The sequence below is a fragment of the Persephonella marina EX-H1 genome, from assembly GCF_000021565.1.
GTDB lineage: Bacteria > Aquificota > Aquificia > Aquificales > Hydrogenothermaceae > Persephonella > Persephonella marina.
In genome coordinates this window covers 595,766-620,619 of record NC_012440.1, presented here as the reverse complement: position 1 = coordinate 620,619, position 24,854 = coordinate 595,766, and the positions used below count along the sequence as shown (strand labels likewise).

The 24,854-nt window shown below is 38.9% G+C and carries 21 protein-coding genes; 5 read left to right on the top strand and 16 right to left on the bottom strand.

The features are described 5' to 3' along the window. Nucleotides 1–8: 8 nt before the first annotated feature. Genes nrfD through PERMA_RS03255 form a run of 10 tightly spaced genes read right to left on the bottom strand, consistent with a single transcriptional unit; the run spans nucleotide 9 to nucleotide 10,198 of the window. The gene (gene nrfD, locus PERMA_RS03295) at nucleotides 9–893 is read right to left on the bottom strand and encodes an NrfD/PsrC family molybdoenzyme membrane anchor subunit (protein WP_012676773.1); all 885 of its coding nucleotides are present in this window, start codon (nucleotides 891–893) and stop codon (nucleotides 9–11) included. Nucleotides 894–895: 2 nt separating this feature from the next. Further along, nucleotides 896–1,531 carry a 4Fe-4S dicluster domain-containing protein gene (locus PERMA_RS03290; protein ID WP_012676598.1) on the bottom strand — a complete coding sequence of 212 codons (636 nt, stop codon included), beginning with the start codon at nucleotides 1,529–1,531 and terminating at the stop codon, nucleotides 896–898. Nucleotides 1,532–1,554: 23 nt separating this feature from the next. Then, on the bottom strand, nucleotides 1,555–2,028 hold the full coding sequence (locus PERMA_RS03285; RefSeq protein ID WP_012675928.1) for a hypothetical protein: 474 nt from the start codon (nucleotides 2,026–2,028) through the stop codon (nucleotides 1,555–1,557). A gap of 14 nt (nucleotides 2,029–2,042) precedes the next feature. Continuing rightward, nucleotides 2,043–3,248 (bottom strand): c-type cytochrome, encoded by a 1,206-nt coding sequence (locus PERMA_RS03280; RefSeq protein ID WP_012675492.1) that lies wholly within the window; start codon nucleotides 3,246–3,248, stop codon nucleotides 2,043–2,045. 26 nt (nucleotides 3,249–3,274) lie between these two features. Further along, nucleotides 3,275–4,417 carry a 4Fe-4S dicluster domain-containing protein gene (locus PERMA_RS03275; RefSeq protein WP_012675284.1) on the bottom strand — a complete coding sequence of 381 codons (1,143 nt, stop codon included), beginning with the start codon at nucleotides 4,415–4,417 and terminating at the stop codon, nucleotides 3,275–3,277. 17 nt (nucleotides 4,418–4,434) lie between these two features. Next, nucleotides 4,435–7,344 carry a molybdopterin-dependent oxidoreductase gene (locus tag PERMA_RS03270; protein WP_041531016.1) on the bottom strand — a complete coding sequence of 970 codons (2,910 nt, stop codon included), beginning with the start codon at nucleotides 7,342–7,344 and terminating at the stop codon, nucleotides 4,435–4,437. Nucleotides 7,345–7,372: 28 nt separating this feature from the next. Further along, nucleotides 7,373–7,873, bottom strand: a complete 501-nt coding sequence (locus PERMA_RS03265; RefSeq protein ID WP_012676074.1) for a rhodanese-like domain-containing protein — start codon at nucleotides 7,871–7,873, stop codon at nucleotides 7,373–7,375. Continuing rightward, nucleotides 7,870–8,028 (bottom strand): hypothetical protein, encoded by a 159-nt coding sequence (locus tag PERMA_RS10745; RefSeq protein ID WP_187146670.1) that lies wholly within the window; start codon nucleotides 8,026–8,028, stop codon nucleotides 7,870–7,872. Before PERMA_RS10745 ends, PERMA_RS03265 begins: the two co-directional genes overlap by 4 nt. An 18-nt stretch (nucleotides 8,029–8,046) precedes the next feature. Further along, nucleotides 8,047–9,186, bottom strand: coding sequence for a YeeE/YedE thiosulfate transporter family protein (locus PERMA_RS03260; RefSeq protein ID WP_012675884.1), 1,140 nt, complete (start codon nucleotides 9,184–9,186; stop codon nucleotides 8,047–8,049). Nucleotides 9,187–9,232: 46 nt separating this feature from the next. After that, a complete protein-coding gene (locus PERMA_RS03255; protein ID WP_012676305.1) occupies nucleotides 9,233–10,198 on the bottom strand; it encodes a sulfurtransferase in 966 nt (321 codons plus the stop codon). 316 nt (nucleotides 10,199–10,514) lie between these two features. On the opposite strand from PERMA_RS03255, the gene PERMA_RS10475 reads away from it, so the two are divergent. Both PERMA_RS10475 and PERMA_RS03245 read left to right on the top strand, forming a co-directional pair. Then, complete coding sequence (locus PERMA_RS10475) at nucleotides 10,515–10,961, top strand: RusA family crossover junction endodeoxyribonuclease (RefSeq protein WP_012675429.1); 447 nt, start codon at nucleotides 10,515–10,517, stop codon at nucleotides 10,959–10,961. Then, the gene (locus PERMA_RS03245; RefSeq protein WP_012676684.1) at nucleotides 10,945–12,204 is read left to right on the top strand and encodes an MgtC/SapB family protein; all 1,260 of its coding nucleotides are present in this window, start codon (nucleotides 10,945–10,947) and stop codon (nucleotides 12,202–12,204) included. The genes PERMA_RS10475 and PERMA_RS03245 overlap by 17 nt, the downstream gene beginning before the upstream one ends. Here the strand turns inward: PERMA_RS03245 and PERMA_RS03240 are convergent. Genes PERMA_RS03240 through fabD form a run of 3 tightly spaced genes read right to left on the bottom strand, consistent with a single transcriptional unit; the run spans nucleotide 12,184 to nucleotide 14,494 of the window. Beyond that, nucleotides 12,184–12,909 (bottom strand): DUF72 domain-containing protein, encoded by a 726-nt coding sequence (locus tag PERMA_RS03240; RefSeq protein ID WP_041530872.1) that lies wholly within the window; start codon nucleotides 12,907–12,909, stop codon nucleotides 12,184–12,186. The two genes, PERMA_RS03245 and PERMA_RS03240, sit on opposite strands and share 21 nt — an antisense overlap. Next, the gene (bioD, locus tag PERMA_RS03235; RefSeq protein WP_012675717.1) at nucleotides 12,906–13,583 is read right to left on the bottom strand and encodes a dethiobiotin synthase; all 678 of its coding nucleotides are present in this window, start codon (nucleotides 13,581–13,583) and stop codon (nucleotides 12,906–12,908) included. The genes PERMA_RS03240 and bioD overlap by 4 nt, the downstream gene beginning before the upstream one ends. Then, nucleotides 13,580–14,494 carry an ACP S-malonyltransferase gene (fabD, locus tag PERMA_RS03230; protein ID WP_041531014.1) on the bottom strand — a complete coding sequence of 305 codons (915 nt, stop codon included), beginning with the start codon at nucleotides 14,492–14,494 and terminating at the stop codon, nucleotides 13,580–13,582. Before fabD ends, bioD begins: the two co-directional genes overlap by 4 nt. A 120-nt stretch (nucleotides 14,495–14,614) precedes the next feature. Between fabD and PERMA_RS03225 the strand changes: the two genes are divergently transcribed. Continuing rightward, nucleotides 14,615–15,910, top strand: a complete 1,296-nt coding sequence (locus tag PERMA_RS03225; RefSeq protein WP_012676361.1) for a TrpB-like pyridoxal phosphate-dependent enzyme — start codon at nucleotides 14,615–14,617, stop codon at nucleotides 15,908–15,910. 58 nt (nucleotides 15,911–15,968) lie between these two features. Continuing rightward, nucleotides 15,969–17,240 carry a methyl-accepting chemotaxis protein gene (locus tag PERMA_RS10895; protein WP_012675499.1) on the top strand — a complete coding sequence of 424 codons (1,272 nt, stop codon included), beginning with the start codon at nucleotides 15,969–15,971 and terminating at the stop codon, nucleotides 17,238–17,240. On the opposite strand, the gene mgtE is transcribed toward PERMA_RS10895, so the two are convergent. The 3 genes from mgtE to truA are packed head-to-tail and all read right to left on the bottom strand — an operon-like array spanning nucleotide 17,241 to nucleotide 20,283. Further along, nucleotides 17,241–18,611 (bottom strand): magnesium transporter, encoded by a 1,371-nt coding sequence (mgtE, locus tag PERMA_RS03215; RefSeq protein ID WP_012676042.1) that lies wholly within the window; start codon nucleotides 18,609–18,611, stop codon nucleotides 17,241–17,243. It lies immediately after the preceding gene. Nucleotides 18,612–18,619: 8 nt separating this feature from the next. Beyond that, nucleotides 18,620–19,537: a GTPase Era gene (gene era / locus PERMA_RS03210; protein WP_015899023.1), complete on the bottom strand. Its 918-nt coding sequence runs from the start codon at nucleotides 19,535–19,537 to the stop codon at nucleotides 18,620–18,622. Nucleotides 19,538–19,548: 11 nt separating this feature from the next. Next, nucleotides 19,549–20,283, bottom strand: coding sequence for a tRNA pseudouridine(38-40) synthase TruA (truA, locus tag PERMA_RS03205; RefSeq protein ID WP_012675769.1), 735 nt, complete (start codon nucleotides 20,281–20,283; stop codon nucleotides 19,549–19,551). A gap of 157 nt (nucleotides 20,284–20,440) precedes the next feature. On the opposite strand from truA, the gene gltB reads away from it, so the two are divergent. Beyond that, nucleotides 20,441–24,844 (top strand): glutamate synthase large subunit, encoded by a 4,404-nt coding sequence (gene gltB / locus PERMA_RS03200; protein ID WP_012676918.1) that lies wholly within the window; start codon nucleotides 20,441–20,443, stop codon nucleotides 24,842–24,844. Nucleotides 24,845–24,854: the final 10 nt, after the last annotated feature.

The following is a 24,854-nucleotide window of genomic DNA, read 5'->3' as shown; positions in this document are numbered from 1 at the left end:
CCTCCTGATTAACTTAGTGGTAAATATTGTGGTGCTATTAACCATGCATGTTTTATAAGCCACAGACCAATTAAAGCACTCAGAGATCCAAGGAAAGCATACTGACCTTTTCTCTTCTCTGTAGCTACACCTACTAAAATCATCGGGATTATAAACCCAAACACCAGACCTAACCAGAAAAATGGAGCAACATCTCCGAATGCAAGTATTTTAACAACCTCGTAGGAAAACTCACTGTGCATCTTTGCAAAGAAAAGCTCCCCAATATAGAGTGCTGAAAGCAGACCTGCACTTGAGAAGAGTATATATCCAAGCTCTCTTCTTATCTGATCATCAAGCACATACTTATAGATTCTGTCAATAAAGAGGAATGCTGCAGATCCTGCAAGTGTCGCACTTAAAAGCATTGATATCATCTCAGCAGGAAAAACCCATATCTCCCTTCCTGTTGCCTGTCCCATAATACCTGCTGTGTATATTGTTGAGAAAAATGCAAGTATGAATCCAGGGATCATTATTCTGTCAAACAGTTTTCTGTTTCCTGTTGCCCATGACCAGAAAGATAAAAGAAGAACTATCACAAATCCTGAAACAACCCATGCCCCAAGTGTTACAGCTGATGTGAAGTGGGCATGAACAAATATCTTCCAGAATCTGAACATATGGTGAAGATCAAGAACTGTAACAAGTAAAGTTATACCTATGAATATAAGTCCAAGGATAGGAATCCATTTTCTGAAGAAGTTGTCCTTTTCAGGATATCTGATCACAAAGTAAAGTCCAACAAGGAACGTACCTGTGGCTATACTTTTAGCCCACATATTTGTTGAAACAAGCCATCCCCATATAACCTTAGGTAATGCAACATCAAAGGTAACTTCAGCTCCTAACATTATTAATGCCCTCCTATATGGTCTAAAAACTTAACTTCTGTAAACAGTGTAAATCCTTCAGGTCTTTCAGAAGCAAGAGGATCAAGAGCAACAGTTGAACCTCTAACGTAGAAATGTTTTGGTTTTGTGCCAAGTTCAGGCTTTCTCACCATAACATCCCTGTGTGATTTAAGGTATTTTGATATCTCACTCTCAGGATCATCAAGGTCTCCAAAGATGTTCGCATGTGTTGGACAAGCAACCACACATGCAGGCATCATTCCAACTTCAATTCTGTGTGCACAGTATGTACATTTGTCAGCTGAGTTGGTTACAGGATCAAGGTATATAGCGTTGTATGGACATGCCATCATACATGAAGCACATCCTATACATCTGTTGTGATCCACATTCACAATCCCGTTTGGCAGGTAGTGGAGAGCTCCTACAGGACATATCCTTTCACATGGTGCGTTTTCACAGTGATTGCACCTTAAAGGAACAAAATGCCTTTTTACATCCGGAAACTCACCCTGATCTATGTACTTAACCCTTAACCTCCAGCTGTGTAGCGGAACGTCATTCTCTGCCTTACAGGCAACAGCACAGGCCATACACCCCATACATCTACTTAGATCAACCAAAAAGCCCAGTCTCATAGATAACCCTCCTTATGTATTTATTAAAGACAGCCTTTAAAGAATCCTGGTTTAGGTTTAGGTGTTATCTCAAACTCCTCAAACTTAACAACCTTTATCCCGTCTTTCTCTCCAACAAAAGAACCTTCACCATCTATACTTCCACCAAAACCCTCAAGAAGATCAGAGTAGTAAACACTGTCTTTTGAAGCCTGAACGTAGTAGTACTCTCCTTCAGTAACATCAAAAACAACTATCTTTGGAGGCTGAGTATATATATCCTCAACACCTTCCCAGGCTTTTATAGGTGGGCATGAAGACAGAACCTCAAACTCTCCACTTTCCTCAGCTTCTTTTGCACAGGAGAGAGCGGTTATAACGGCACTTGTAAGTTCAACTGTATCTTCTTCATCATCTTCAGATTCATCTACGGCTACATCCTGCTGTGCATAAACCACAGCCGGACTTACTGAGAAAAGAAATGCAAGGCTGAGTATGTATGCAAATATCCTTTTCATTCCTATACCTCCGGCTACTTAAATTTTTTCCAGCTTTTTAATGTTTTTAGATAGGCTACTATATCGTTTATATCTTGCTGGGATAGATAATCAAAAGGCGGCATCTTTGACTGTCTTTTGCCATCCATCATTATGTACCACTGGTACATATCGTTGTTAGGGTATGCTCTGAATTTATCAGGCTGTGCCCCTTTGTTGTAATGTCTGTTAAGATTCAGGTTTCTGATTATCACATCGTTAGGGTTGATTATGGATTCTTTTATATATACAGCATTTGCTATAACTCCTATATTTGACAGGTCAGGAGCCATACCGGCAGGGGCTATCCTCTGGTCATCAAATCTGTGGCAGGAGTTACAGCCATTTTCTATAGCAAGCTTTTTACCTCTTACAGGATCTCCTATATCCTCTTTTCTGTCCTTTCTATACCAGTCAATATAAGGTGTTCCCCAGGATACATACTTTACATAATCCTCATTTATAGGGAACTTTCCGAGTTTTATAAACTTCCATCTTGAAAGAACCTTGTTTCCGTCTCTCTCGTATTTATCTCCATCCCAGATTGCAAAAGCAACTGGTACGAGACCTGATTTCAGATTGCTGATATCCGTTTTTAAAGGTCTTTTGAAAACAGCTGTCCATTCCTTCGTTTCTTCATTGTACTTCATTGATATCTCAACACCATCTTCCTCTATCTCCGTCAGCGATCCAAAACCTTTAGAGATAAATACCTTCTGGTAATCCCTTCCTGCCACATTTTTCTGGAGATACACAGTTACAGGATGGTTCTCATCACCCATCCCAACATACGGCAGTGATATACCTTTTCCAAACCTGTTTGGAAACTCAACACTGACACCATCACCAAAGGCATCTGTATCGTAAACAGGCTGGATAGAAGGTGTATCATCCTTCCATCTTACATAAACAGCTATATTTTTACTGTTATAAACAACTTTAACTCTTGCTGTTACCTTTTTCTTCTTTGGTATCAGGCTGTTTGCCTTTTTATCGTTCAGCCTTACAGTTATCTGAGGGTAGAGATAAACATCTTTACCTCTTGCCGTTTTCCAGATCTTATCATCCGGATCAGCGGATATCTCTCCCTCAACGTACTTTCCATTTATAACCTCGTACTTAAAAAACTCCTTTTCTCCGGCTGTAGCTGTGAAGGCTATCAGTGATAATCCAAGTAACCCAGCTTTTAAGCCTCTATTCATTATCTCTTTCCTCCTTAATCCTTCTTTTAATGGTTTTCTTTGTGATTTACACCGGATACATTAAAGTACTGTTTTACCTCTACTTTCTGCGTGTTAGCCCCCTGAATGTACCTCTCATCAATAATTCTGAAGAACTCCGTTCCTTTAAGGCCTTTCTGCTCAGCTATACCCTGGTAGTAGTTCTCATCAAGTCTGAACATGTCAGCATGGTTGTAAGCTATAAGAATATCCATAAGTTCTGATTCTTCTCCTCTCTTTCTTTTCTCCATCTCTTCTTTAAGTGTTTTAAGAGCCTGATGAACTTCCGGTCCGAAAAGTTTTTCAAGGAACTCAACAGGTATTCTTCCACTTCCCTCTATTGGCTTTCCTTCGTCATCAAACTTCGGTGGACCTTCAAGAGGTGGAACATAGTAAACGTTTGGCTGTGTTCCAAAATCTGGTCTGAGGGGAAGTGCGACCTTGTACTTATGGACAAGTTTGTAAACCTGAGATTCCTGATCATCAAGGAATCCTACAAATCTTATTCTACCAACACACTGATGGGCACATGCCGGTGGAAGTCCCCTTTCTATTCTTGGGAAACAGAATATACATTTTTCTGATTTTGATATTTTTGGATTAAAGTAGATCTTTTTATAAGGACAACCTGCTATACAGTATCTGTATCCCTGACATCTATCAAGATCAACGAGAACTATACCATCCTGCTCTCTTTTGAATATCGCTTCCCTTGGACATGCAGCAAGACAGCCGGGGTTTGAACAGTGGTTGCATATCCTTGGGAGATAGAAGAAGTATGAGTTCGGCCAGTCTCCTTCTCCCACATCCTCATCCCAGTTAGGTCCCCAAACAGGGTCAGTATTAGGTGAAAGAACTGTCTGATCAGCATTACCAAAAAGCTCATCATGGTTATAATCCCACGGAACACCATAATCAAGAACCATATCAGGGATAATACCGTCTTTCAGATTCCCTTCAGAATCAAATCCACCTCCTGCTTCCATCCAGTTCCTTGGATATCCTGTTCCAGGCTGTGTTTCAACATTGTTCCAGTACATGTACTCCCTGCCGTTTCTGTTTGTCCACTGTGTTTTGCAGGCAACTGTACATGTCTGACATCCTATACATTTATTTAAATCCATAACCATCGCAAGCTGTCTTTTAGACATCTATCTTTACCTCCTTGTTATGCTTTTTCTATATCCACAGATGTTGTGTATGCGTGCTGATTACCATCCCAGTTTCCACCAAACTTCAGATGTCCCCATCCGTCTGAAAGCTCAAGAAGATTTAATGGAGAAGCAACAACAGTGTTGTGAGATTTATTGCCTTTGAACATGAAAGGTTCCCATCCATGCTCTATTATGATCGCATCCTTAGGACATGATGGATAAACCTTTGCCATGGCGTAAAACTCACCAAGGTCGTTAAATACTTTTATCTCGTCACCATCTTTTATTCCCTTCTTCTCAGCTATCTCTGGATTTATCATAACGTAAGGAACACCCCTTTGGAGTCTCATAAGTATTGTTGATGTTTTGTATGTTGAGTGTATCGACCATCTTGCGTGTGGTGACATCAGTACAAACGGATATCTTCTTGGTCTTATAGGCTCATGCGCTGTAGGTACTGCTACTCCTGCCTCAATCCAGAGATCATGATCAACATAGTAGGTTAATCTTCCTGAAAGTGTTTCAAATCTTTCAAAGAGGTAAAGGTTGTTCTCAAAAGAGTTGTAAGGTTTATCTGGATAAAGTGGAGATGTTTTTCCACCTTTTTCGTTAAGCTGGAGGAAACCTCCTCTCTTTCTTACAGTCTCAAATGTGTTAGGTTTAAACTGCTCAACATTTTCAAGTGCAAGATGAACAGCATCTTTATCAGTTCTGAGATGTCCGTCAAGTGTGAACTCCTTAACAACCTTATCAAGCTCTCTGTATCCTGTTTTAGAGTGCGTTGGATCAGGTATTTTTATGTATCTCTCATCTCCTGTTTCCTCATACTTCTTCTTTGCTATCTCCTCAAGTTTCTCAACTATAAGTGTACAGATCTCCCATTCCGATTTTGATTCTCCAACAGGTTTAAGATTCTGTGGCGGCTGAGCCATATTGGCATATCTGTGGTATCCAGGGTTTGTTCTTATATCCCATACCTCATACATAGACTTTGCAGGAAGAACGATATCAGCATACTGAGCAGTTGAGTTCATTCTCCAGTCAACGTACGCAAAGAATTTAGCCTTTTTAAGGAATGCCTCTCTGTATGTATCACCTTTATTTCTTCTGAATCTTGAGTCAGCAAATATGAGGAATGTTTCTACAGTATCCCAGTATGGTTTACCGTCCTTTTTACCTATACTATCCTTCCATTTCTCGTCTGTTCCGTAGTTGTTTAGCATATCTTTTACTTTCTTCAGATACTCATCTTTAGAAAGACCTGTAGCTCTTCTTATATCCTCATCAGAGTAAAGTTTTTCAACATCCTTTAACATCTCTCCTAAAACAAACTCACTTGTAAATCCTGAGGCAAATCTCTGCTTGTACTTACCTGAAAATCCCGATAGTTTACCCATTCCTGATATTGACCACTCGTTTTCTGTGTTAAATCCACCATAAGGTCCAAGTCTTCCTACAAGACCTGGTATTGATGCTATAGCTCTCTGTGCGAGGAGACCGTTGAAATACTTACCGATTGTGAATCCCATAGATATCATAACAACCTTTGGAAGAGCTATATCCTTGGCAAGCTCTTCAACAATCTTTGGATGAACCCCTGTAAGTTTCCATGTTTTCTCCGCAGGGAATTTTGCAGCTTCTCTCTTTAAAAGCTCAAATACCGTTGTTACTTTTACAGTCTTTCCATCTTTAAGCTTAACTTCCCACTCTCCTTCAAGTGCAGGATCTATATCCCAGCCTACATCTTTCAGTCTTAATGTTTTTACAGGTGAACCTTCAGATCCAGGCATAACTGTAAGCTTGTTGTTATTTAAGTTCCATGCGAAGAAAGTCTCTTCAGGGTGAAACTCTTTACCCTCGCCTTTTTCTTCAAAAATGTGGTAAACCTCTTCATCAAATATCTCAGGCGGATTTTCAAGATCTATATCCTCAAGTCTTAGGAGCTTTTTATTATCAAGTCTTACAAGGAATGGAAGATCGGTGAATGTTTTTATGAATTTAGGTTTGTAAAGTTTCTTCTCGAGAATCTCATTTATTATAGACATTGCGAGAAATCCGTCATATCCCGCTTTAACAGGTACCCAGAGGTCTGCATGAATACATGTTGAGTTAAAGTCAGGTGTTATAACAATCTGTTTTGATCCGTTGTACTTTCCTTCCCATACGAAATGGGCATCAGGAATTCTTGTTTTATTTGGATCCTGACCCCACCAGATATTAACATCTGTTGTGTAGAAGAAGTCGTAAGAACATCCTATATTACCTTCACCGTAGACAAGCGAAACTCCCGGGAACATATCACCAACATAAGATGCTATGTAAGGTCTGACAGCTCCAAGAAGTGTTCCGAGTCTTTTTCCAGCTGCACCTCTTGCTTCTGTAAGCATTCCGGCTCCAACGTGGATATAAAGACCTTCCGGTCCTTTTTCCAGCATTGTTCTGTATATATTCTGTGCTATCTCAGTTATAGCCTCATCCCAGCTTATTCTTTTCCATTTTCCTTCTCCTCTTTTTCCAACCCTTTTCAGAGGATAGAGTATTCTGTCCTTTTCATATGTAACCTGTGAGTGCTGAACTCCCTTGTTACAACCTCTCGGGTTAAAATCAGGAATTTTAGGATTGATAGGTGTGTAGTTAGCAACCTGATTTTCCCTTGTTATGATTCCGTTGTTTACCCATACATCCCATGCACAGTTACCCTGACAGTTAACACAGTGGTAAGCTGTTCCGTGTTCCTCTTTCTTTCCGTAAGTATAGGCGAACTCTTTTCTGTACATACTTTCTGTAAAGGAGCTGTTAGGGTATGAAGCTCTTGGATCTTCTACAATCATGGCATCCTTAGCGAAAGCTGCATTTCCACCAACTGAGATTCCAGCTCCTGTTATGCTCAGGGCTTTTAGAAACTCCCTTCTTGTCAAAGCCATATATCTTACCTCCTTTTTATCTTCTTTTTTATAGACATCCACCGCCGCCACCGGCTTTAGGTGGTTCGTACTCTCCTTCATCCTCAGGATATCCTTCATCATCCCAGGCTGCTATACCTCCTGCTAAATTCTGGGCTATAGAGAACTTCTGGGCACATCTCTTGAATATTTCAGGATCTCCATCTCTTGAGACTATAACAGTTGGAAGATAAGGATTTATCTGCTCAAGAGCCTCTTCAGGTGTTTTTGACTCATCACAATCGGGAAATGGGATCGCACCTGGTATATGAGCTCCTGTGTAGTAATCTATCTCTTCAGCTTCATCCTCTTCCTCTTCAGGAACCTCATAAGGTCTAACATCTATTATCTGTATTGTGACTTTTGGATTGCTGAGTTTCTTATAAAGTTCCTCAGCTGTTAATGGTATCTGTTTCTGGAGTTCTATCTCTTTCTTACCGTAACCTAAAAGTACAATGGAAAGGATAGCTATAATTGATATGTATATTATTCTCTCTATCTTAGGATTCATTCTTCTTCACCTCCTTCATCCTCAGAGGAAACGGTGTAAGAGGAAGTTTCTTTTGCCTTCTGTTCCAGCTTTGAGAGATCTATTTTCAGACCGATTACAGCTACTGAAAGGATCAAAATTGCTATCCAGAAAAGCAGTCTTTCAATCATGCTCATCTTCCTACCTCTCCAATCTTAATCATATACCTGATCAGACTCTTTCTTAGCCTGAATAAATCTGCTCCACCTTCCAAAGTATATAAGGTTCGCTGTTAACACACCGACAGCAAAGTATGTGGCTGACATTGCCATAGGTCCTACTGAAAGTGTCGGATATGCTGAAAGGAAAGCACCTGTTGTACATCCACCACCTATCATAGCTCCAAGTGCCAGGAAAATACCTGCAAAGAAAACAAGAATCATCCTTACCCATGGAAATGGAGCCACTCCCTTTGCAAAAGCAGGTGGAACAGGATCAAACTTAAATGTTCTTGAGATTATCGCACTTAAAAATGCTCCAGGTATAACACCCATTATCAGTCCTGCATGCCATAAAATTGTCTCGTTAACCTTTGGAACTATTGAGATCGGGTATCCTATCAGATGGGACATCCAGCCTACAAAAGCAAGAGCACCACCGGAAAACCCAAGATACTCTCCCTGAGCTGTAGCCCATGCAATTATTGATCCTGCAAGAACTCCTGATACAGCCCAGTGCCACTCACCTTTTATTACTTTTTCGGTTAATGAGAGATTTTCATCAGTTCTGTCAAGTCCCATCTTTCTCGCTGGATCTAACCAGTCAGCGAGGAGGGCAAATATGATAAAAAGCACTCCCCAGACAACTGCAAGAGCACCGTAAGGAACACCGAGAACACCGTGGAGTGTTATCTTCTCCTTTGAACCAAGAATACCAACTTCAACCAGCATAGGCTGTATATTTGCATAGATAATGATACCAAGTATCAATCCAATTACGCCAGCAATAGAGATGAATTTACCAGCTCCAACCCTTGCAACACATGTTCCTGGACAGAATCCAGCAGATGCCATAGCAATTCCAAATAAAAATCCCCCAACAACATGAGCAATTCCCATATAAGGCATAACCCTTGGGATAAGATTAGCCTGTTCTGCAAAACCAAATATATCTGCCAGTCCATATATTAGAGAGGCTGTTGCTATTCCCATAAATGCGAATTTCATTATTTTCAGATCTCTGAGAAGAAGCATCCCTTCTACACGTGAGTATCTTATTGCTCCTACCTTGTGAAGCACTATTCCGAAAAGGGCTCCTGTCAACAGTCCCATCAAGAGATGATCTATATGTTCCATCTTTTACCTCCTTTTAGTTAAAGGAAGGGGGAGTTCCCCCCTGATTTTATTTTTCAACTGGAAGTTCTGGAGTGTTACCCCATTCGTCCCATGATCCTACATAAACTTTAGCCTTCTTATGTCCAACAAGTTTAAGTGCTGCGTAGATAAACGATCCTCTTCCGAGACCAACATGGCAGTATGTGATAACAGTTTTGTCAGGAGTGAGACCCTTTTTACCTAACTTTTTATAAAATGCTTTTTTGAGTTTCTTTAATGGTTTGAAAAGATGTTTCCCTGGCTTTCCTTTTGAGTTTCCAGCAACCTTTTTCCACTCAAAGAAAACAGCTCCTGGAATATGCCCACCTCTAGCAACAGTTATATGCTTTCCTGGTTTTTCAAGGGCATCTAAAAGCTTTTTACCTGTATATTCTGCAAACCTTCTCGCATCAAGTATGAAGTACTGGCTGTTCTTTCCGTTCTTCTTTATGTCCTCAACAGCCTTTAAAACTTCCTCTTTAGTAGCGATCATATCTCTGTTAACATTAACCTTGAATGTTTTTGGAGATGGCTTTTTGCCTTCACCTTTTTCAACTTCATAACCTTTACTTTCCCATGTGGCAAATCCACCATCCATCATTTTTACATCTTTAACACCGTAGAGGGAGAGGAAAAACCATACACCTGATGCGTTAGGGCCTCTACCATCATCATAAGCTATCACAGTTGTATTGTTATCAATGCCAAGAACCTTTCCTATAAACTCAGCAGCTCTATCAGGACACATAGGGAGACCGTCACACTTTCTGATATCCTCAAGGTAGTGGAGATCGTGAGCAAATGCATTTACAGATCCAGGGATATGTCCTTCCTTGAACTTTTTAGGTGAATCCCCATCAACAAACCTGACGTCAGGCTTTCCTAATAGCTTGTGAGCGTCATCCACCCAGATCAGGAAGTCTGCAGCTGATGCTGCCATAGAGAATGTTAATGATCCTGCCACCGAGGCGACGAGAAATTTTAATTTCTTCATGAATATACCTCCTGTTTTTAGTATATATTCCTTCTTAAGATTTTTTACGTGTTAATAACCATCCTTAACTGTTAATAAAATATAACGACATTAATATATAGTAAAAAGTTTAGGTTAACAACATCTAACCGTTGAAACTTCTTATTCTGATGATATTTTTAATATAGCAATAAGTATGCCAAAACAAATTGAATATTGATTTAGATCAATTTTTTAAAGCGGGTCTTATTCTAAAATACGAATATTTTTTTATATTAAAAGCAAGATAATTTTCAGATTGAAATGGAAAAAATTTCAAAATGAAAAGGAGTATGAAATGAATATATACTTTTTATCCTTTATTCCTCCCTCAAAGGCTAACAGGGTAAAAATAAATTTAAGAGCTTTTTCAAAATCTGGGAAGAGATACATTGTTCCCAAAGATGTTTCACTGAAAATAAACAGAGCTATATGGGAGTTACAGAAACAGAGTAGTGGAGAACCCTTAAAGGATCCCGTAGAGATAAAGATTGATTTTATACTTCCTGATAGAAGGAGAAGGGATCTTGATAATATAATGAAAACCCTTGGTGACTGTCTCGTATACGCTGGAATAATAGAAGATGACAATCTTATATTTAAACAGACTCTTGAAAAACATATAATTAAAGGAAAAGAGGGGGTTATTATCAGATTAAAAAAATATAACGAAAGGAGATTATCGGAAAAAGAGCTAAATAAGCTTGAAGGATTCAAGAGGATGATAGATGGAAATAATGATTGATATCCAGACGTACAGCCTGATATTCAAGATTTTATTCTCACTCTCAACAGGTCTGATAATAGGTCTTGAAAGGGAACACAGAACTAAAGAGGAAACTTTTGCAGGAATAAGGACATTCCCCCTTATATCCATAATGGGAACATTATCAGCATATATAAATGATGTCTACTGGTCTGGAATACTCTACATAGTTTTTGGAGGTCTTGTTTTACTTACAATACTCAACTTTTATCTTGAATACCAGAAGGATATAGGTGCTACAACTGAGATAGCAACAATAATAACATTTATGATGGGAGTTATTATCTACTATGAGCATTACTATGTTGCAGCATTTATCGCTGTAATAACAACAATCCTTCTTGCACTGAAAAAAACTCTGGAAGATTTTGCAAAGAAGTTATCACAGGAAGATATAAAGGCTATACTTAAATTCGCCCTTATCACCGTGATTATATACCCCTTACTTCCTGACAGGTATATGGGACCTTTAAACGCCTTCAATCCTAAAGAGATATGGAAGATGGTTGTTATAGTATCATCACTTGATTTTATATCCTACGTTATATTAAGGTGGAAAGGAACAAAACAGCTCTGGCTGACCGGAGTTATAGGTGGTCTTATCTCTTCCACAGCTGTGAGCTTTGAGCTTTCAAAGCTTTCTAAAAAGTACTCTGCCGTTTTATACTCTGCTCTTTTTGGTATCATACTGGCATGGCTTATTATGAACTTCAGAGTTCTGATACTTTCAGGAATAATAAATCTTGATCTTGTTATCCATCTTATAATACCTATGATAGCAATATCATCTGTCTATATAGTTATAATACTTTACGTTTTTATCAGAAATAAGGAAAAGATCATTGAGGCATCAAGTAAGGATATCTCATTTTCAAACCCATTTGAGATAACATCAGCACTCCAGTTTGGAATCATTTACGGTCTTATAATGTTTATAACAAAGCTCCTCCAGCACTTTTACGGAGAAAAAGGAATATATATGGCGAGCTTCATATCGGGAGTTATAGATGTTGATGCTATAACACTTTCCCTTTCAGTTATGGCCAAGGAAGGTTTAGCACAGGTTATAGCTATCAAAGGTATACTGATTGCTGTTCTGTCTAACAGCTTTTTTAAATTTGTTTATATATACATCTTTGGTGATAAATACATAACAAAAGTTATGCTTTACCTTCTTTTATCAACAGCTTTTATAACAGCTCTATTTATATTTATCTATTAACTCTTTTAGCTTTAATGCATTTTTTGGTGCGTAGGCATTAAAATCATTGTTGAAATATATGAAGTTTTTATCAGCTTTAATCTCTAAGATTCTTTTCGCCCAGGACTCAAGCTGATCATCTGAATAGTCATATCTGTACCAGCTATCCACGCCGTGAAATCTAATGTATATGCCGTTTCCTGTTTTTATAATATCATCAGGAAGTCCAGGTGCACTTACACTGCAGAAGATTATATTATGATTATCAAGTGTATCGTAAACATTATCATTCCACCAGCTTTTCTCCCTGAACTCAACAACATTTATAAAATCAGGATCAAGCTGATCTATAATTATTCTGAGATTTTCATCGGAATACCTGAAGGATGGAGGAAGCTGAAAGAGAACAGCTCCTAATTTCTCTTTCAGACTGTTTTTCACAACAGAGTAAAATTCATCAAGGGTATCTTTAGTGTCTTTAAACTTTTTCAGATGGGTTATTGATCTGTGGACCTTAACGCTGAAAATAAAATTCTCTGGGGCTTTTCTATACCAGTTTTTGAGATTTTTTTCCTTTGGAAAGTTATAAAATGTTGAGTTTATCTCAACAGTATTGAAAAAATCAGAATAATAATCAAACCAGTTTGAAGGTTTTATCTCAGGAGGATAAAACTTTCCTTTCCATCCCCAGTAAAAATATCCTGAACAGCCTATATAGAACATCATCCAAATATCTCTTCTATCTTTGCTTTAAGCCTTTCTATACATATCAGAAGAGGTATCTTACCTTTTTCACAGATCGTTATAACCGGAACACCTGTCATCTTTTCAATTATCTTTGGGTTTGTCTGCTCTGCAAGAGAAGGGGATTCTGACCTTTCATTCAGGATTATCCCTTTTATTCTTATATTTCTTCTTTTCATTGATTCTACTGTCAGATAAGTATGATTTATAGTTCCCAGAGAGGCCCTTGAGACCACTACTGCACCCAGATCTAGATCCGAGATAAGATCAAGGTATGTGTATATCTTATCCCTGTGGTATGTTATTGGAACAGCAACACCACCAGCCCCTTCAATAATAAGATACTCATAGATCTGCTGAAGATGTTTTATCTTTTCAGATATAAGATCTATCTTTATATGTTTTCCCTCCTCCCTTTCTGCGACATAAGGTGCAACAGCCTCTTTAAATCTGTATAGAACAACCTCATCGTAATGCTGGCCTGTTATCTTTGATAGAAGGAGGGCGTCAGGACACAGGGGATCACATCCTGTCTCTACAGGCTTAAAATAACCTACATTCTTTCCCTGACTTCTCAGTATTGATGCAAGAGCAGCTGAGACTATGGTCTTTCCAACACCTGTGTCCGTTGCCGTTATAAAAACAGTTTTGTTCATAACTTTTCAATATCCTCTAAATTTTCAACATTTTTTATATTTAAAGATCTATCAATTCTCTTAATTAGTCCAGACAGAACCTTTTTAGGTCCTATCTCATAAAAGCTGTTTACACCATCTTTTATCATGAACTCTACAGACTGAACCCACCTGACAGGAGAGTAGAAGTGAACCTTAAGCTCCTCCTTTATCTCATCAGATCCCTTTATAGGTCTTGCTGTAACATTTGAAACAACAGGTATTTTTAAATCTTTTATCTGTATCTCATCAAGATACTTCCCAAATTCCTCAGCTTTATCCCTTAAAAGTGATGAGTGGGCAGGAACTGAAACAGCAAGTGGAACAACCTTCTTGGCTCCTTTCTCTTTAAGTATCTTCATTGCCTTCTCGACAGCCTCTTTCTCTCCTGATATAACAGTCTGTTCATATGAGTTGTAGTTTGCGATCTCAACAACCCCATTTATATCCTTTATAATCTTCTCTATATCCTCGGACTTTAATCCTATAATTGCTGCCATTCCTCCCACACCCTCAGGAACAGCCTCCTGCATAAGCTTTCCCCTAATATGTGTTATCCAGACAGCATCAACAGGATCGATACTTCCACCTACAGCAAGTGCTGTAAATTCACCAAGTGAATGTCCCGCTAAATAATCAGGAAGAAGGTCAGGCTTTTTATCCTTTAATGCATAAAATACCGAGTAAGATGTTAGAACGAGTGCCGGCTGCGTAAACTGTGTCAGATTTATTTTCTGATCATCCTCAAAAATTATCTCTGTAAGATCAAAACCAAGTCTCTCATTTACCTTCTCATGAAGTTCCCTGATCTGTGGGTAGCTCTCATATATATCCCTACCCATTCCTTTATACTGTGATCCCTGACCAGGAAATACAAAAGCTATTTTACCCATCTCTTTCTCCTTTTTTGTTTTTATTTTATCAGGAAGATACAGATCATATCTATACACTGTTGTCAAAACTATTCCAGGTTCACTATTATTAATATCTAAATAAGGTATGAGGTTTGAGATATGAAAAAGATCTTACTTGAAGATCATGAGATACCAAAACAGTGGTACAACATTCTGCCAGATTTACCCTCACCTCTTGAACCACCTCTTGATCCACAGACAAATCAGCCTATGAGTCCTGAGAAGCTTAAAGCTTTATTCCCTGAAGCCCTTATTGAACAGGAGGTTTCAGATAAAAGATGGATAGATATACCACCTGAGGTTCTTGATATTTACTCTATATGGAGACCAACACCACTGATAAGGGCAGACAGGCTTGAGGAGTTTTTAGATACACCTGCGAAAATATACTACAAGTATGAAGGAGTAAGTCCTGCAGGAAGTCATAAACCCAATACAGCTGTTGCACAGGCTTACTATAATGCAAAGGAAGGGGTAAAAAGGTTAACAACAGAGACAGGTGCAGGGCAGTGGGGGAGTTCTCTTGCGTTTGCAGGACAGTATTTTGGTATAGAGATAAAGGTATATATGGTTAAGGTGAGCTATCACCAGAAGCCATACAGAAGAGTACTTATGGAGACATGGGGAGCAAAGGTGATACCAAGTCCCAGCCCTTACACTGAAACAGGTAAGAGGATACTTGAGGAAGATCCTGATAATCCTGGAAGTCTCGGTATTGCAATAAGTGAAGCTGTTGAGGAAGCGTTAAGCAGAGAAGATACACATTACTCTCTTGGAAGTGTTCTAAACCACGTTTTACTTCACCAGACGGTTATAGGACTTGAAGCTAAAAAACAACTTGAAAAAGTAGGTCAGTATCCTGATATAGTTATAGGATCTGCAGGAGGTGGAAGTAATTTTGCAGGTCTATCCCTCCCATTTGTTATGGATAAACTTGAAGGCTCTAAAAATCCCAGATTTATAGCTGTTGAGCCTTCATCATGTCCGACATTAACAAAAGGCAGATATGAGTATGATTTTGGAGATACAGCAGGTATGACCCCCCTTATGAAGATGCACACACTTGGACATGATTTTATTCCACCATCAATACATGCAGGTGGACTGAGATATCACGGGATGGCACCTATTATCTCAAAACTGTACGAAGAGAAAATTATAGAGGCTGTCGCTGTTCCACAGACAGCAATATTCAAAGCGGCTGTTGATTTCGCAAGAACTGAAGGTATTATTCCAGCTCCTGAATCTGCACATGCTGTCAGGGCAGCTATTGACGAAGCTTTAAGATGCAGGGAAACAGGTGAGGAAAAAGTAATACTCTTCAATCTAAGTGGGCATGGACTTTTAGATCTTTCAGCATACCAGCAGTATCTGGAGGGCAAGCTGACAGATTAAAGAAAGGCGTTAAAAAACCGAACTTTTTATAAATACTGTATTTTTCTGGGGTTTTTAGATGTTTTCCTTTTTTAAGAGCAGGAAGGAAGAGATAAGATCTGACCAGCCAGTTGAAAAAGAGGAGAGGTACGAGGAGTTTTATGAGACAGCCCCCGATTTTGTCAGATCAATATATATAGCATCTATTATTAAAGGAAAAACCTTTAAACCGAGAGAAACTCTCTATATTCTGAAAGATAAAATGTCAGACATCTCTGTTTTTCTGGAAAAAGTCAATGCAGATTCAAAAAAGATACTTGATGAGATATCCCATATAAAAAATATACAGTCCGAGATTGATGAGCTTATAGAAAATGGAAGTCAGATATCAAAAAGCTCACAGGAGATAGCAAAAAGGTCTATCCAGTCCGTAAATGAACTTTCAGATTCATTAAACAGACTCAAGCAGAGTCTCTCAAATATAGACAGCGTTCTGGGTGTTATACTTGATATCACAACACAGACAAACCTTTTAGCTTTAAATGCTGCTATTGAAGCGGCAAGGGCAGGAGAGATAGGAAGAGGTTTTTCCGTTGTTGCTGAAGAGGTTAGAAATCTGGCAGAGAAAACATCATCAAGTGCAAATGACGTGAAGGAGATAATATCAAAGGTTTTTGAAGAGATGAAAAATACTGAAGAAAACATGAAAAGCTCTGTGGATATAATAGATGAGAACTTCAAAAACTCAGAAGAGATACGCCACATACTTTCACAGCTTTTAGATGAAAACAGAAAGATATCGGCTATGATGAATGAACAGCTTGAGGTTTTTAAGATACATATTGAGAGATTTGACAGTATATTTGATCATATAAGCACCCTCTCCTCTGCTCTTGTTGATATAGACAGACTACAGAAGACGATAAACTCTTTATCCGATGAATGTATGAATCTCCAGCTATCAGTATGGAACAGGATGTGTACAAACAAGAAAGATATAAGAGCGGAACTACTCAGAAGGGTTGTTGATCATGCAGTCTGGATGGACAATGTTATAAAAGCTATAGAAGGTAAAACGGACTGGCGTCCAACAGACCACACCCAGTGTAACCTTGGAAAATGGTACTACTCAAAGGGAAAGGAGGTTATATCCGGTTATGGCAATGAGGCTCTGAGTACTTTCAACGAGATTGAACCAGCCCACAAGAGACTTCACACACTCGGTATTAATGCAATCAAGATCTATGAAGAGGGGAAAAAAGAAGAGGCGTATGAGCTTATAGAAGATATGCTGGACTCATCTGAGAAGATAGTAAAGCTACTGTTCAAACTTTACAGACAGGTCTCCTGATCACAATTTAAGGTACTGAAGGAAGAATGTTGCCGTTCCAAGGTATATAAGTATCCCAAATATATCATTAACTGTAAGAACTATAGGGCCTGTTGCAAGTAAAGGATCTCTGTTCATTCTTAAAAGTATGTAAGGTAAAAGTCCACCTGAAAATGCAGCAAGAACCATATTTATGAATATAGCAAGTGATATAACCATTCCCATAATATGATGAGATAGCCATAATGTGGCTATAACTCCAACTATGCCACTAATTATAAATGCAAGAACTATGGCTACCTTAACCTCTCTGTAAAGGTAATAAAGGAAGTCCTTAAAGCTCTCCATAATCTTTCCCGTTACAAGACCTCTTGATATGATGATTGCAGACTGTGAACTGATGTTACCGCTTATGGCTGCAAGAAGGGGAAGAAAGAATATAATAGGGAGAAACTCTTTTATAGTGAAATCAAATATACTTATGATAAATGCTGTTATGATCTCCCCAAAAACCGAAACTAAAAGCCATGGAAGTCTGAGCTTAGCTATCTTTATGATCTGGTTTGTGTAAAAAAGTTCCTCTTCCTGGGCACCTGCCATTTTAAATATATCTTCAGTCGTTTTCTCTGTGATAGCATCAAGGATATCATCTATGTATATAACACCTATCAGTACATCTTCCTCATCAACAACGGGTAGGATAAAGAGATCGTATCTGCGAAATATATCAATGGCCTCTTCCTTTGTTGCATTACTCTTTATTGATATAACATCACTTTCCATAATATCCTTTATCTGAACGCTTCCAGGTGCTGTAAGGATCTCCTTTATTGAGGTAACACCTACAAGCCTCTCTTTTTTATCTGTGACGTATATATAGACGATCTCTATGTCCTCTGGAGCTGTTTTTATTATGCTCAAAACCTCTTCAACAGTCCTTTCCTCAAAAACGGATATAAAATCCTCACTTATAAGAGAAGCAACACTTGACTCACCGTAGGATATGTATTTTTCAAGTTCCTCCCTCTCTTCCTCCTCAAGTTTTTCAAGTAGATGTTTCTGTAACTCATCAGGGAGTTTATCAATGATCTTTGCTATCTCTCCTGTTGAGAAAGTGAGAAGTATCCTTACAGCCTCTTTTAAAGGAAGGGATCTGAGTATCTCAAGCTGGAGATCCTCATCAAGATCATAAAGAACGTCAGATGCTTTTTCTATATCTACATCCATAAGAATCTGGAAGGTTTTTATCTTCTCATGATGGGAGAGATACCTGAATATGGCTACAATATCTCCCTTATGACTTTTCTCAAGTATCCTTTCTAAAGCTCTGTAATTACCCTTATAGATAAGCCTCTTTATAGTTTCTTTTAAAACATTTAATGTAGGTGTCAAAATCTACCTCATGATATATACTGGTAACCTAAAACCTTAAGAAGTCTTATATCCTCCTTCCATCTCGGCTTTACCTTAACCCAGAGCTCAAGATGGATCTTTTTACCCAGTAGATGTTCAAGCTCCTCCCTTGCCTCTTTGCCGATCTTTTTCAACATCTGACCTTTCTTCCCAATAATTATAGCCTTGTGGTTTTCCTTCTCAACGTATATGTTTGCCCTTATTATAAGAAGATCTTTTTTCACCTTTCCTTCTTCAATACTCTCAACCTCAACAGCTGCCGAGTAAGGTATCTCTTTTTTTGTGTTCTGGAATACCTTCTCCCTTATTATCTCTGCGATATAGAACTTGATGGGAAGATCTGTTATCTGATCTTCAGGGAATAGAGGAGGGGATGGAGGAAGGTATTTTTTCAACGTCTGAACAAAATCGTCAAGATTCTGACCTTTTATAGCAGAAACAGGTATTATCTCAACAAAATTATACTTTTTGGCACTTTCCTCTATAAGTGGGAGGAGAAGTCTTTTATCTTTCATCTTATCTATCTTGTTTATAACGAGGATTGTGGGTTTATTCAGCTTCTCAATATAGTTGTGGAGCAGCTGCTCATCCTCCTTGGTCCATCCCTTATCAGCTTCTATTATCATCACAAGAACGTCAGCCTCTTCCATACTGCTTACAGCAGACTCAACTACTGTTTTTGTAAGCAGATCTTTTCCCTTCTGGATACCAGGTGTGTCAAGGAATATTATCTGGGCATCCTTATTATGTTTAACACCCAGTATCCTCATCCTTGTTGTCTGCGGTTTTGGACTTACTATGGACAGTTTTGTCCCTAAAATGTTGTTCATAATAGTTGATTTTCCAACATTTGGACGACCGATCAGAGCAACAAAGCCTGCCCTGAACTCCTTTTCTTCTGTCATTTTTTTTCTCCTTAGTAGTAAACCTCTTTTAAAAATAGACCTTCTGGGGGTGCTATGAAAAGTCCTTTTGTAGGGTCTTTTGCTTCTATTATATTCTCAAACTCCTGTATACTCAAGGATCCAAGTCCTATCTGAACAACATGACCTACAATCTTTCTAACCATATATCTGAGAAAATGTGAGGCTGTTATCTGTATCTCAATGATCTTACCATCATAGGTCATACTTAACTCCCTTATCTCAACATCCTCTCTCAGATACTCACCTTTTTTTGATAGAGATCTTAAATCTTTGCTTTTTTTGACTATCTCTAAAGCCTCTAACATACCTTTTAGATCAAGCTTCTTAGATATATACCACCCAAAACCGTGCAGGAAAGGATCCGGTTTTGTGTATATCCTGTAGATATATGTTTTTCCTTTTGCACTGAAACGGGCGTGAAAGGATAGAGGAACCTCCTCAACAGACTTTACAGATATATCCCTCGGCAGTGTTGCATTAAGATATCTGTATATCTCCTCAGGTTTTCTGTAGGAGATCGTTTTAAAGTTAGCCACCTGTCCGAGGGCGTGAACACCTGCATCTGTCCTTCCTGAACCTATCAGAACAATATCTTCCTTAAATAAAACCTTCAGTTTTTCTTCCAGAACACCCTGGACAGTTCTATGTTTTGGCTGTTTCTGCCATCCGTGATAGTTTTTCCCTATATACATTATTACTAACTTGTAGTTATGGTTCTTTTTCATCGTCTATCCTTATCTTTTTGTTTTTATTATATGCATTTTTATACAAACAAAATGTGAAAAATCACAGAAATTTTAAAAATACACCTGAATTTGTATTAAAGAGGTTAACAGATATATAATAAATAGTTACCTGTAAAATAAAAACGAGGTAACAAGTATGTTAAATATTCTGGAAAGAGATTCCTGCGGTGTAGGTTTTATTGTAAATATAAAAGGAATAAAAAGCCATAAACTTGTCTCTGATGCACTTGAATCATTAAAAAATCTTGACCACAGAGGAGCCGTAAGTGCAGATGGTAAGACAGGTGATGGTGCAGGGATTCTAACACATATTCCTTACAGATTTTTTGAGAAAGAGCTAAAAAAAGAAGGTATAAATATACCTGATTCAAAAGATTTTGCAGTTGGTGTCTTTTTTATTCCGCAGGGTAAAGAAGAGATTAAAAAAGAGATTCAGGAAATAATAGACGAAAAATTCAGATTTTTGGGATGGAGAAAAGTTCCTATTGTTGAGGAAGAGCTCGGTGTTATAGCAAAATCAAATATGCCTGAGATATGGCACGGATTTATCTCAAAGGAAGGGATACAGTCTGAAAACTTTGAGAGAGATCTTTTTATCTTAAGAAAAAAACTTGAGAAGCTATCACAGAGGGAAGGATACGAGGATTTTTACATACCGTCACTTTCAAACAGGATTATCGTTTACAAGGGTATGGTAACAGCTCCAAGATTAAAGTATTTCTATCCTGATCTTCAGGATGAGAGTTACGAAAGTGCTGTTGCTATCTTCCACCAGAGATTCTCAACAAACACATTTCCACAGTGGAAGCTTGCACAGCCTTTCAGAATGTTAGCCCATAATGGGGAGATAAACACTATATCAGCTAACAGAAACTGGATAAACGCAAAAGCTGAGGATATAAGAGAGCTGTGGGGTGAGCTTGCTGAGGAGATACTCCCTGTTGTCAGGTACGATGACTCAGACTCAGCATCCCTTGATAACGCCCTTGAGTTTCTCGTTATGTCAGGTAAAGATCCTTTTGTTGCGATAAACGCCCTGATACCAAGGGCCTGGGAAAATGATGACAGATTAACACCAAAGGAAAGAGCTTTTTATGAGTACTTCTCCTGTATATTTGAGGCATGGGATGGTCCAGCTGCTATAGCGTTTACAGATGGCAATGTTGTTATAGGAAAGCTTGACAGAAACGGCCTCAGACCCGCAAGGTATGTGATAACAGAAGATACTGTTATAATGGCTTCAGAGGTTGGAACTGTTGATATCCCGGAAGAGAAGATTCTGAAAAAGGGAAGACTTGGTCCAGGTGATAAGATAGCTGTTGATATAACAGAAGGAAAGATATACTTCTCAAAGGATATTATAGAAAAAGCAGCAGAAGGGAAGCCTTATAAGGAATGGGTTGAGGAGAATCTAAAGGAGTTTATCCCTGTTAAGGAAATCCCTGAAGTTGAGAAAAAGGATGTAACAAGGGAGCTTATAGTTTTTGGTTACGATCTTGATCAGATAAATATGCTTATAAAGCCTATGGCTGAGAAAGGTGTTGATCCTGTTTACTCTATGGGAAATGACACACCTCTATCGGTTCTATCAAAAAGACCAAAACTTCTTCCTTCATACTTCAAACAGAGATTTGCACAGGTTACAAATCCTCCTATAGACCCTATAAGAGAAAAAAAGGTTATGTCCCTGAACACATACGTCGGGAAAAAGGAGAACTTCCTTAAAGAAACCCCAGAACATGCAAAACAGCTCCTATTCCCCTCCCCACTGATATTTGATAATGAGATGGAAGAGCTTATAAATCTTTATGGAGATAAAGCACAGATCATTCCTGCGATATTTGATCCTTACGATGACGCCCTTGAACCTGCACTTGAAGATATATGTAAAAGGGTTGAGGAAGCTGTAGATAATGGAAAGGAGCTTATAGTTGTAACAGACAGAGGTGTATCGATTGAAGGTGCTCCTATACCTATAGGTCTTGCTGTTGCTGCTATAAACAGTTATATGGGAAGAAAAGGAAAGAGAAGCAGATTCTCACTTATAGCAGACACAGGAGAAGCAAGGGATACACACTCTATAGCATTCCTGATAGGGTACGGTGCGACTCTTGTAAATCCTTATATGGTAGTCCAGATAATAAGAAATCTTGTTGAGGAAGATAAGAAGTTCAATCTCTCCTTTGAAGAAGCCATAAAGAACTACCGTAAGGCTGTAAATGAAGGTCTTTTAAAGATAATGTCTAAGATGGGAATTGCAACAATAAAAAGTTACAGAGGTTCAGGACTTTTTGAGGCTCTCGGTATAGGTAAGGAAGTTATAGATAAGTATTTCCCTGGAACACCATCACAGATAGGTGGTATAGGTGTAAAACAGATAGCACAGGAGACACTTATAAGATTTAATAAAGCTTTCTTTGAAGAAAAGGTAACTCTTCCTCAGGGTGGTGAGTTCAGACACAGAAGGGATGGAGAGTTTCACTCATGGAACCCTAACGCTGTAAGAGATCTCCACAGGGCTGTAAGAGGTGAGAGCTGGGAGGAATACAAGAAGTTCACCGAGGATGCATGGAAGGAAAAACCTGTAACGATAAGAGATCTGTTTGAGATACAGAGCGACAGACCTCCTATACCTGTTGATGAGGTTGAACCTGCTGAGGAGATAGTAAAGAGGTTTGTTGGTGCTGCGATGTCAATAGGGGCTTTAAGTAAGGAAGCCCATGAGACAATAGCTGAGGCGATGAACAGGGTTGGAGCTAAATCAAACTCAGGAGAAGGTGGTGAGGATCCTGCAAGATATGGAACGATAAAGAACTCAAAGATAAAACAGGTTGCATCTGGAAGATTCGGTGTAACAGCAGAGTACCTGAACTCAGCGGAAGAGATAGAGATAAAGATAGCACAGGGTGCAAAACCAGGAGAAGGTGGACAGCTTCCAGGTAAAAAGGTTAACGCATATATAGCATTCTTAAGAAGGGCAAGACCTGGAACAACACTTATATCTCCACCTCCACACCACGATATATACTCAATTGAGGATCTTGCCCAGCTTATTTACGATCTGAAGATGATAAACCCAAGGGCAAAAGTTATAGTAAAGCTTGTTGCAGAAACAGGAATAGGAACGATTGCATCAGGTGTTGCAAAGGCATTTGCTGATATCATTCATATATCAGGACATGACGGTGGAACAGGTGCTTCACCGCTGGTATCAATAAAAAATGCTGGAACAATATGGGAGCTTGGTCTTTCCGAGGTACAGAGGGTCCTCATTGAGAACGATCTTAGAGACAGGGTAAGACTTAGAGTTGACGGTCAGATAAAAACAGGCAGGGACATTATAATAGGAGCTCTTCTTGGGGCAGAGGAGTTCGGACTTGGAACATCACTTATGGTAGCTGAAGGATGTGTCATGGCAAGGCAGTGCCATCTAAACACATGTCCTGTCGGTGTTGCAACACAGGATGAAAGATTGAGGGAGAAATTCCCTGGACAGCCTGAACATGTAATAAGATATCTTATGTTCCTGGCCCATGATGTTAGACAGTGGCTTGCAGATATGGGTTACAGACATCTTGATGAGATAATAGGAAGGGTTGATCTTATAAAACCAAAGATACCATCAGACCACTACAAGGCAAAATTTGTTGATCTTGGATACATACTTAAGGATCCTGATCCTACAGGTAAGAAACCAAGAAGGGCTATGAAGGACAGGAATGATCCTCCATCAAAACCTTTTGATGAGGAGATACTTAAAGATGCCCTTCCTTACATAGAAAAACAGGAGAACTTCGCAGGATTTTATGTGATAAAGAATGTCTACAGAACTGTAGGAACAAGGATAGCCCATGAGATAACAAAGAGATACGGTGATAAAGGTTTAAGACTTGCGAAAATAGAACTTAACCTTGTTGGAACTGCAGGTCAGAGCTTCGGTGCGTTCTGCGTTCCAGGGCTGAACCTGATCCTTATAGGTGATGCAAACGACTATGTTGGAAAAGGTATGACAGGTGGACTTATAGTTCTAAAACCACCTAAGGAGTTCAGAGGAAACCCACATGAGAACGTTATCATGGGTAATACATGCCTTTACGGAGCGACAGGAGGACAGCTTTTCGCATCAGGTATAGCCGGAGAGAGATTTGCTGTAAGAAACAGCGGTGCAACAGCTGTTGTTGAAGGGGTTGGAGATCACGGCTGTGAGTATATGACAAACGGAACGGTTGTTATACTTGGAAAGACTGGTGTCAACTTTGGTGCAGGTATGACAGGTGGTGTTGCCTATGTTTACGATCCAGACGGAGAGATGGAGAGAAATATAAACAGCTCATATGTATTTATAGACGAGCTTGACGAAGAGGATGTTGAGGAGATAAAAAGACTTATCACAAAACATAAAGCCTACACAGAGAGTAAGATAGCTACAAAGATACTTGATAACTTTGATGAGGAGATAAACAACTTTGTTAAGATCTCTCCTGTTGAGATCAAAAAACCGGCTCCAGAAACAGATGAGGCAAAAATAGAGAAAAAATAAAAGGAGGATG

Excerpts from the sequence above, each read along its gene's own strand:
- nrfD (WP_012676773.1), bottom strand. The coding sequence starts at position 893 with ATGTTAGGAGCTGAAGTTACCTTTGATGTTGCATTACCTAAGGTTATA.
- PERMA_RS03290 (WP_012676598.1), bottom strand. The coding sequence starts at position 1,531 with ATGAGACTGGGCTTTTTGGTTGATCTAAGTAGATGTATGGGGTGTATG.
- PERMA_RS03285 (WP_012675928.1), bottom strand. The coding sequence starts at position 2,028 with ATGAAAAGGATATTTGCATACATACTCAGCCTTGCATTTCTTTTCTCA.
- PERMA_RS03280 (WP_012675492.1), bottom strand. The coding sequence starts at position 3,248 with ATGAATAGAGGCTTAAAAGCTGGGTTACTTGGATTATCACTGATAGCC.
- PERMA_RS03275 (WP_012675284.1), bottom strand. The coding sequence starts at position 4,417 with ATGTCTAAAAGACAGCTTGCGATGGTTATGGATTTAAATAAATGTATA.
- PERMA_RS03270 (WP_041531016.1), bottom strand. The coding sequence starts at position 7,344 with ATGGCTTTGACAAGAAGGGAGTTTCTAAAAGCCCTGAGCATAACAGGA.
- PERMA_RS03265 (WP_012676074.1), bottom strand. The coding sequence starts at position 7,873 with ATGAATCCTAAGATAGAGAGAATAATATACATATCAATTATAGCTATC.
- PERMA_RS10745 (WP_187146670.1), bottom strand. The coding sequence starts at position 8,028 with ATGAGCATGATTGAAAGACTGCTTTTCTGGATAGCAATTTTGATCCTT.
- PERMA_RS03260 (WP_012675884.1), bottom strand. The coding sequence starts at position 9,186 with ATGGAACATATAGATCATCTCTTGATGGGACTGTTGACAGGAGCCCTT.
- PERMA_RS03255 (WP_012676305.1), bottom strand. The coding sequence starts at position 10,198 with ATGAAGAAATTAAAATTTCTCGTCGCCTCGGTGGCAGGATCATTAACA.
- PERMA_RS10475 (WP_012675429.1), top strand. The coding sequence starts at position 10,515 with ATGAATATATACTTTTTATCCTTTATTCCTCCCTCAAAGGCTAACAGG.
- PERMA_RS03245 (WP_012676684.1), top strand. The coding sequence starts at position 10,945 with ATGGAAATAATGATTGATATCCAGACGTACAGCCTGATATTCAAGATT.
- PERMA_RS03240 (WP_041530872.1), bottom strand. The coding sequence starts at position 12,909 with ATGATGTTCTATATAGGCTGTTCAGGATATTTTTACTGGGGATGGAAA.
- bioD (WP_012675717.1), bottom strand. The coding sequence starts at position 13,583 with ATGAACAAAACTGTTTTTATAACGGCAACGGACACAGGTGTTGGAAAG.
- fabD (WP_041531014.1), bottom strand. The coding sequence starts at position 14,494 with ATGGGTAAAATAGCTTTTGTATTTCCTGGTCAGGGATCACAGTATAAA.
- PERMA_RS03225 (WP_012676361.1), top strand. The coding sequence starts at position 14,615 with ATGAAAAAGATCTTACTTGAAGATCATGAGATACCAAAACAGTGGTAC.
- PERMA_RS10895 (WP_012675499.1), top strand. The coding sequence starts at position 15,969 with ATGTTTTCCTTTTTTAAGAGCAGGAAGGAAGAGATAAGATCTGACCAG.
- era (WP_015899023.1), bottom strand. The coding sequence starts at position 19,537 with ATGACAGAAGAAAAGGAGTTCAGGGCAGGCTTTGTTGCTCTGATCGGT.
- truA (WP_012675769.1), bottom strand. The coding sequence starts at position 20,283 with ATGAAAAAGAACCATAACTACAAGTTAGTAATAATGTATATAGGGAAA.
- gltB (WP_012676918.1), top strand. The coding sequence starts at position 20,441 with ATGTTAAATATTCTGGAAAGAGATTCCTGCGGTGTAGGTTTTATTGTA.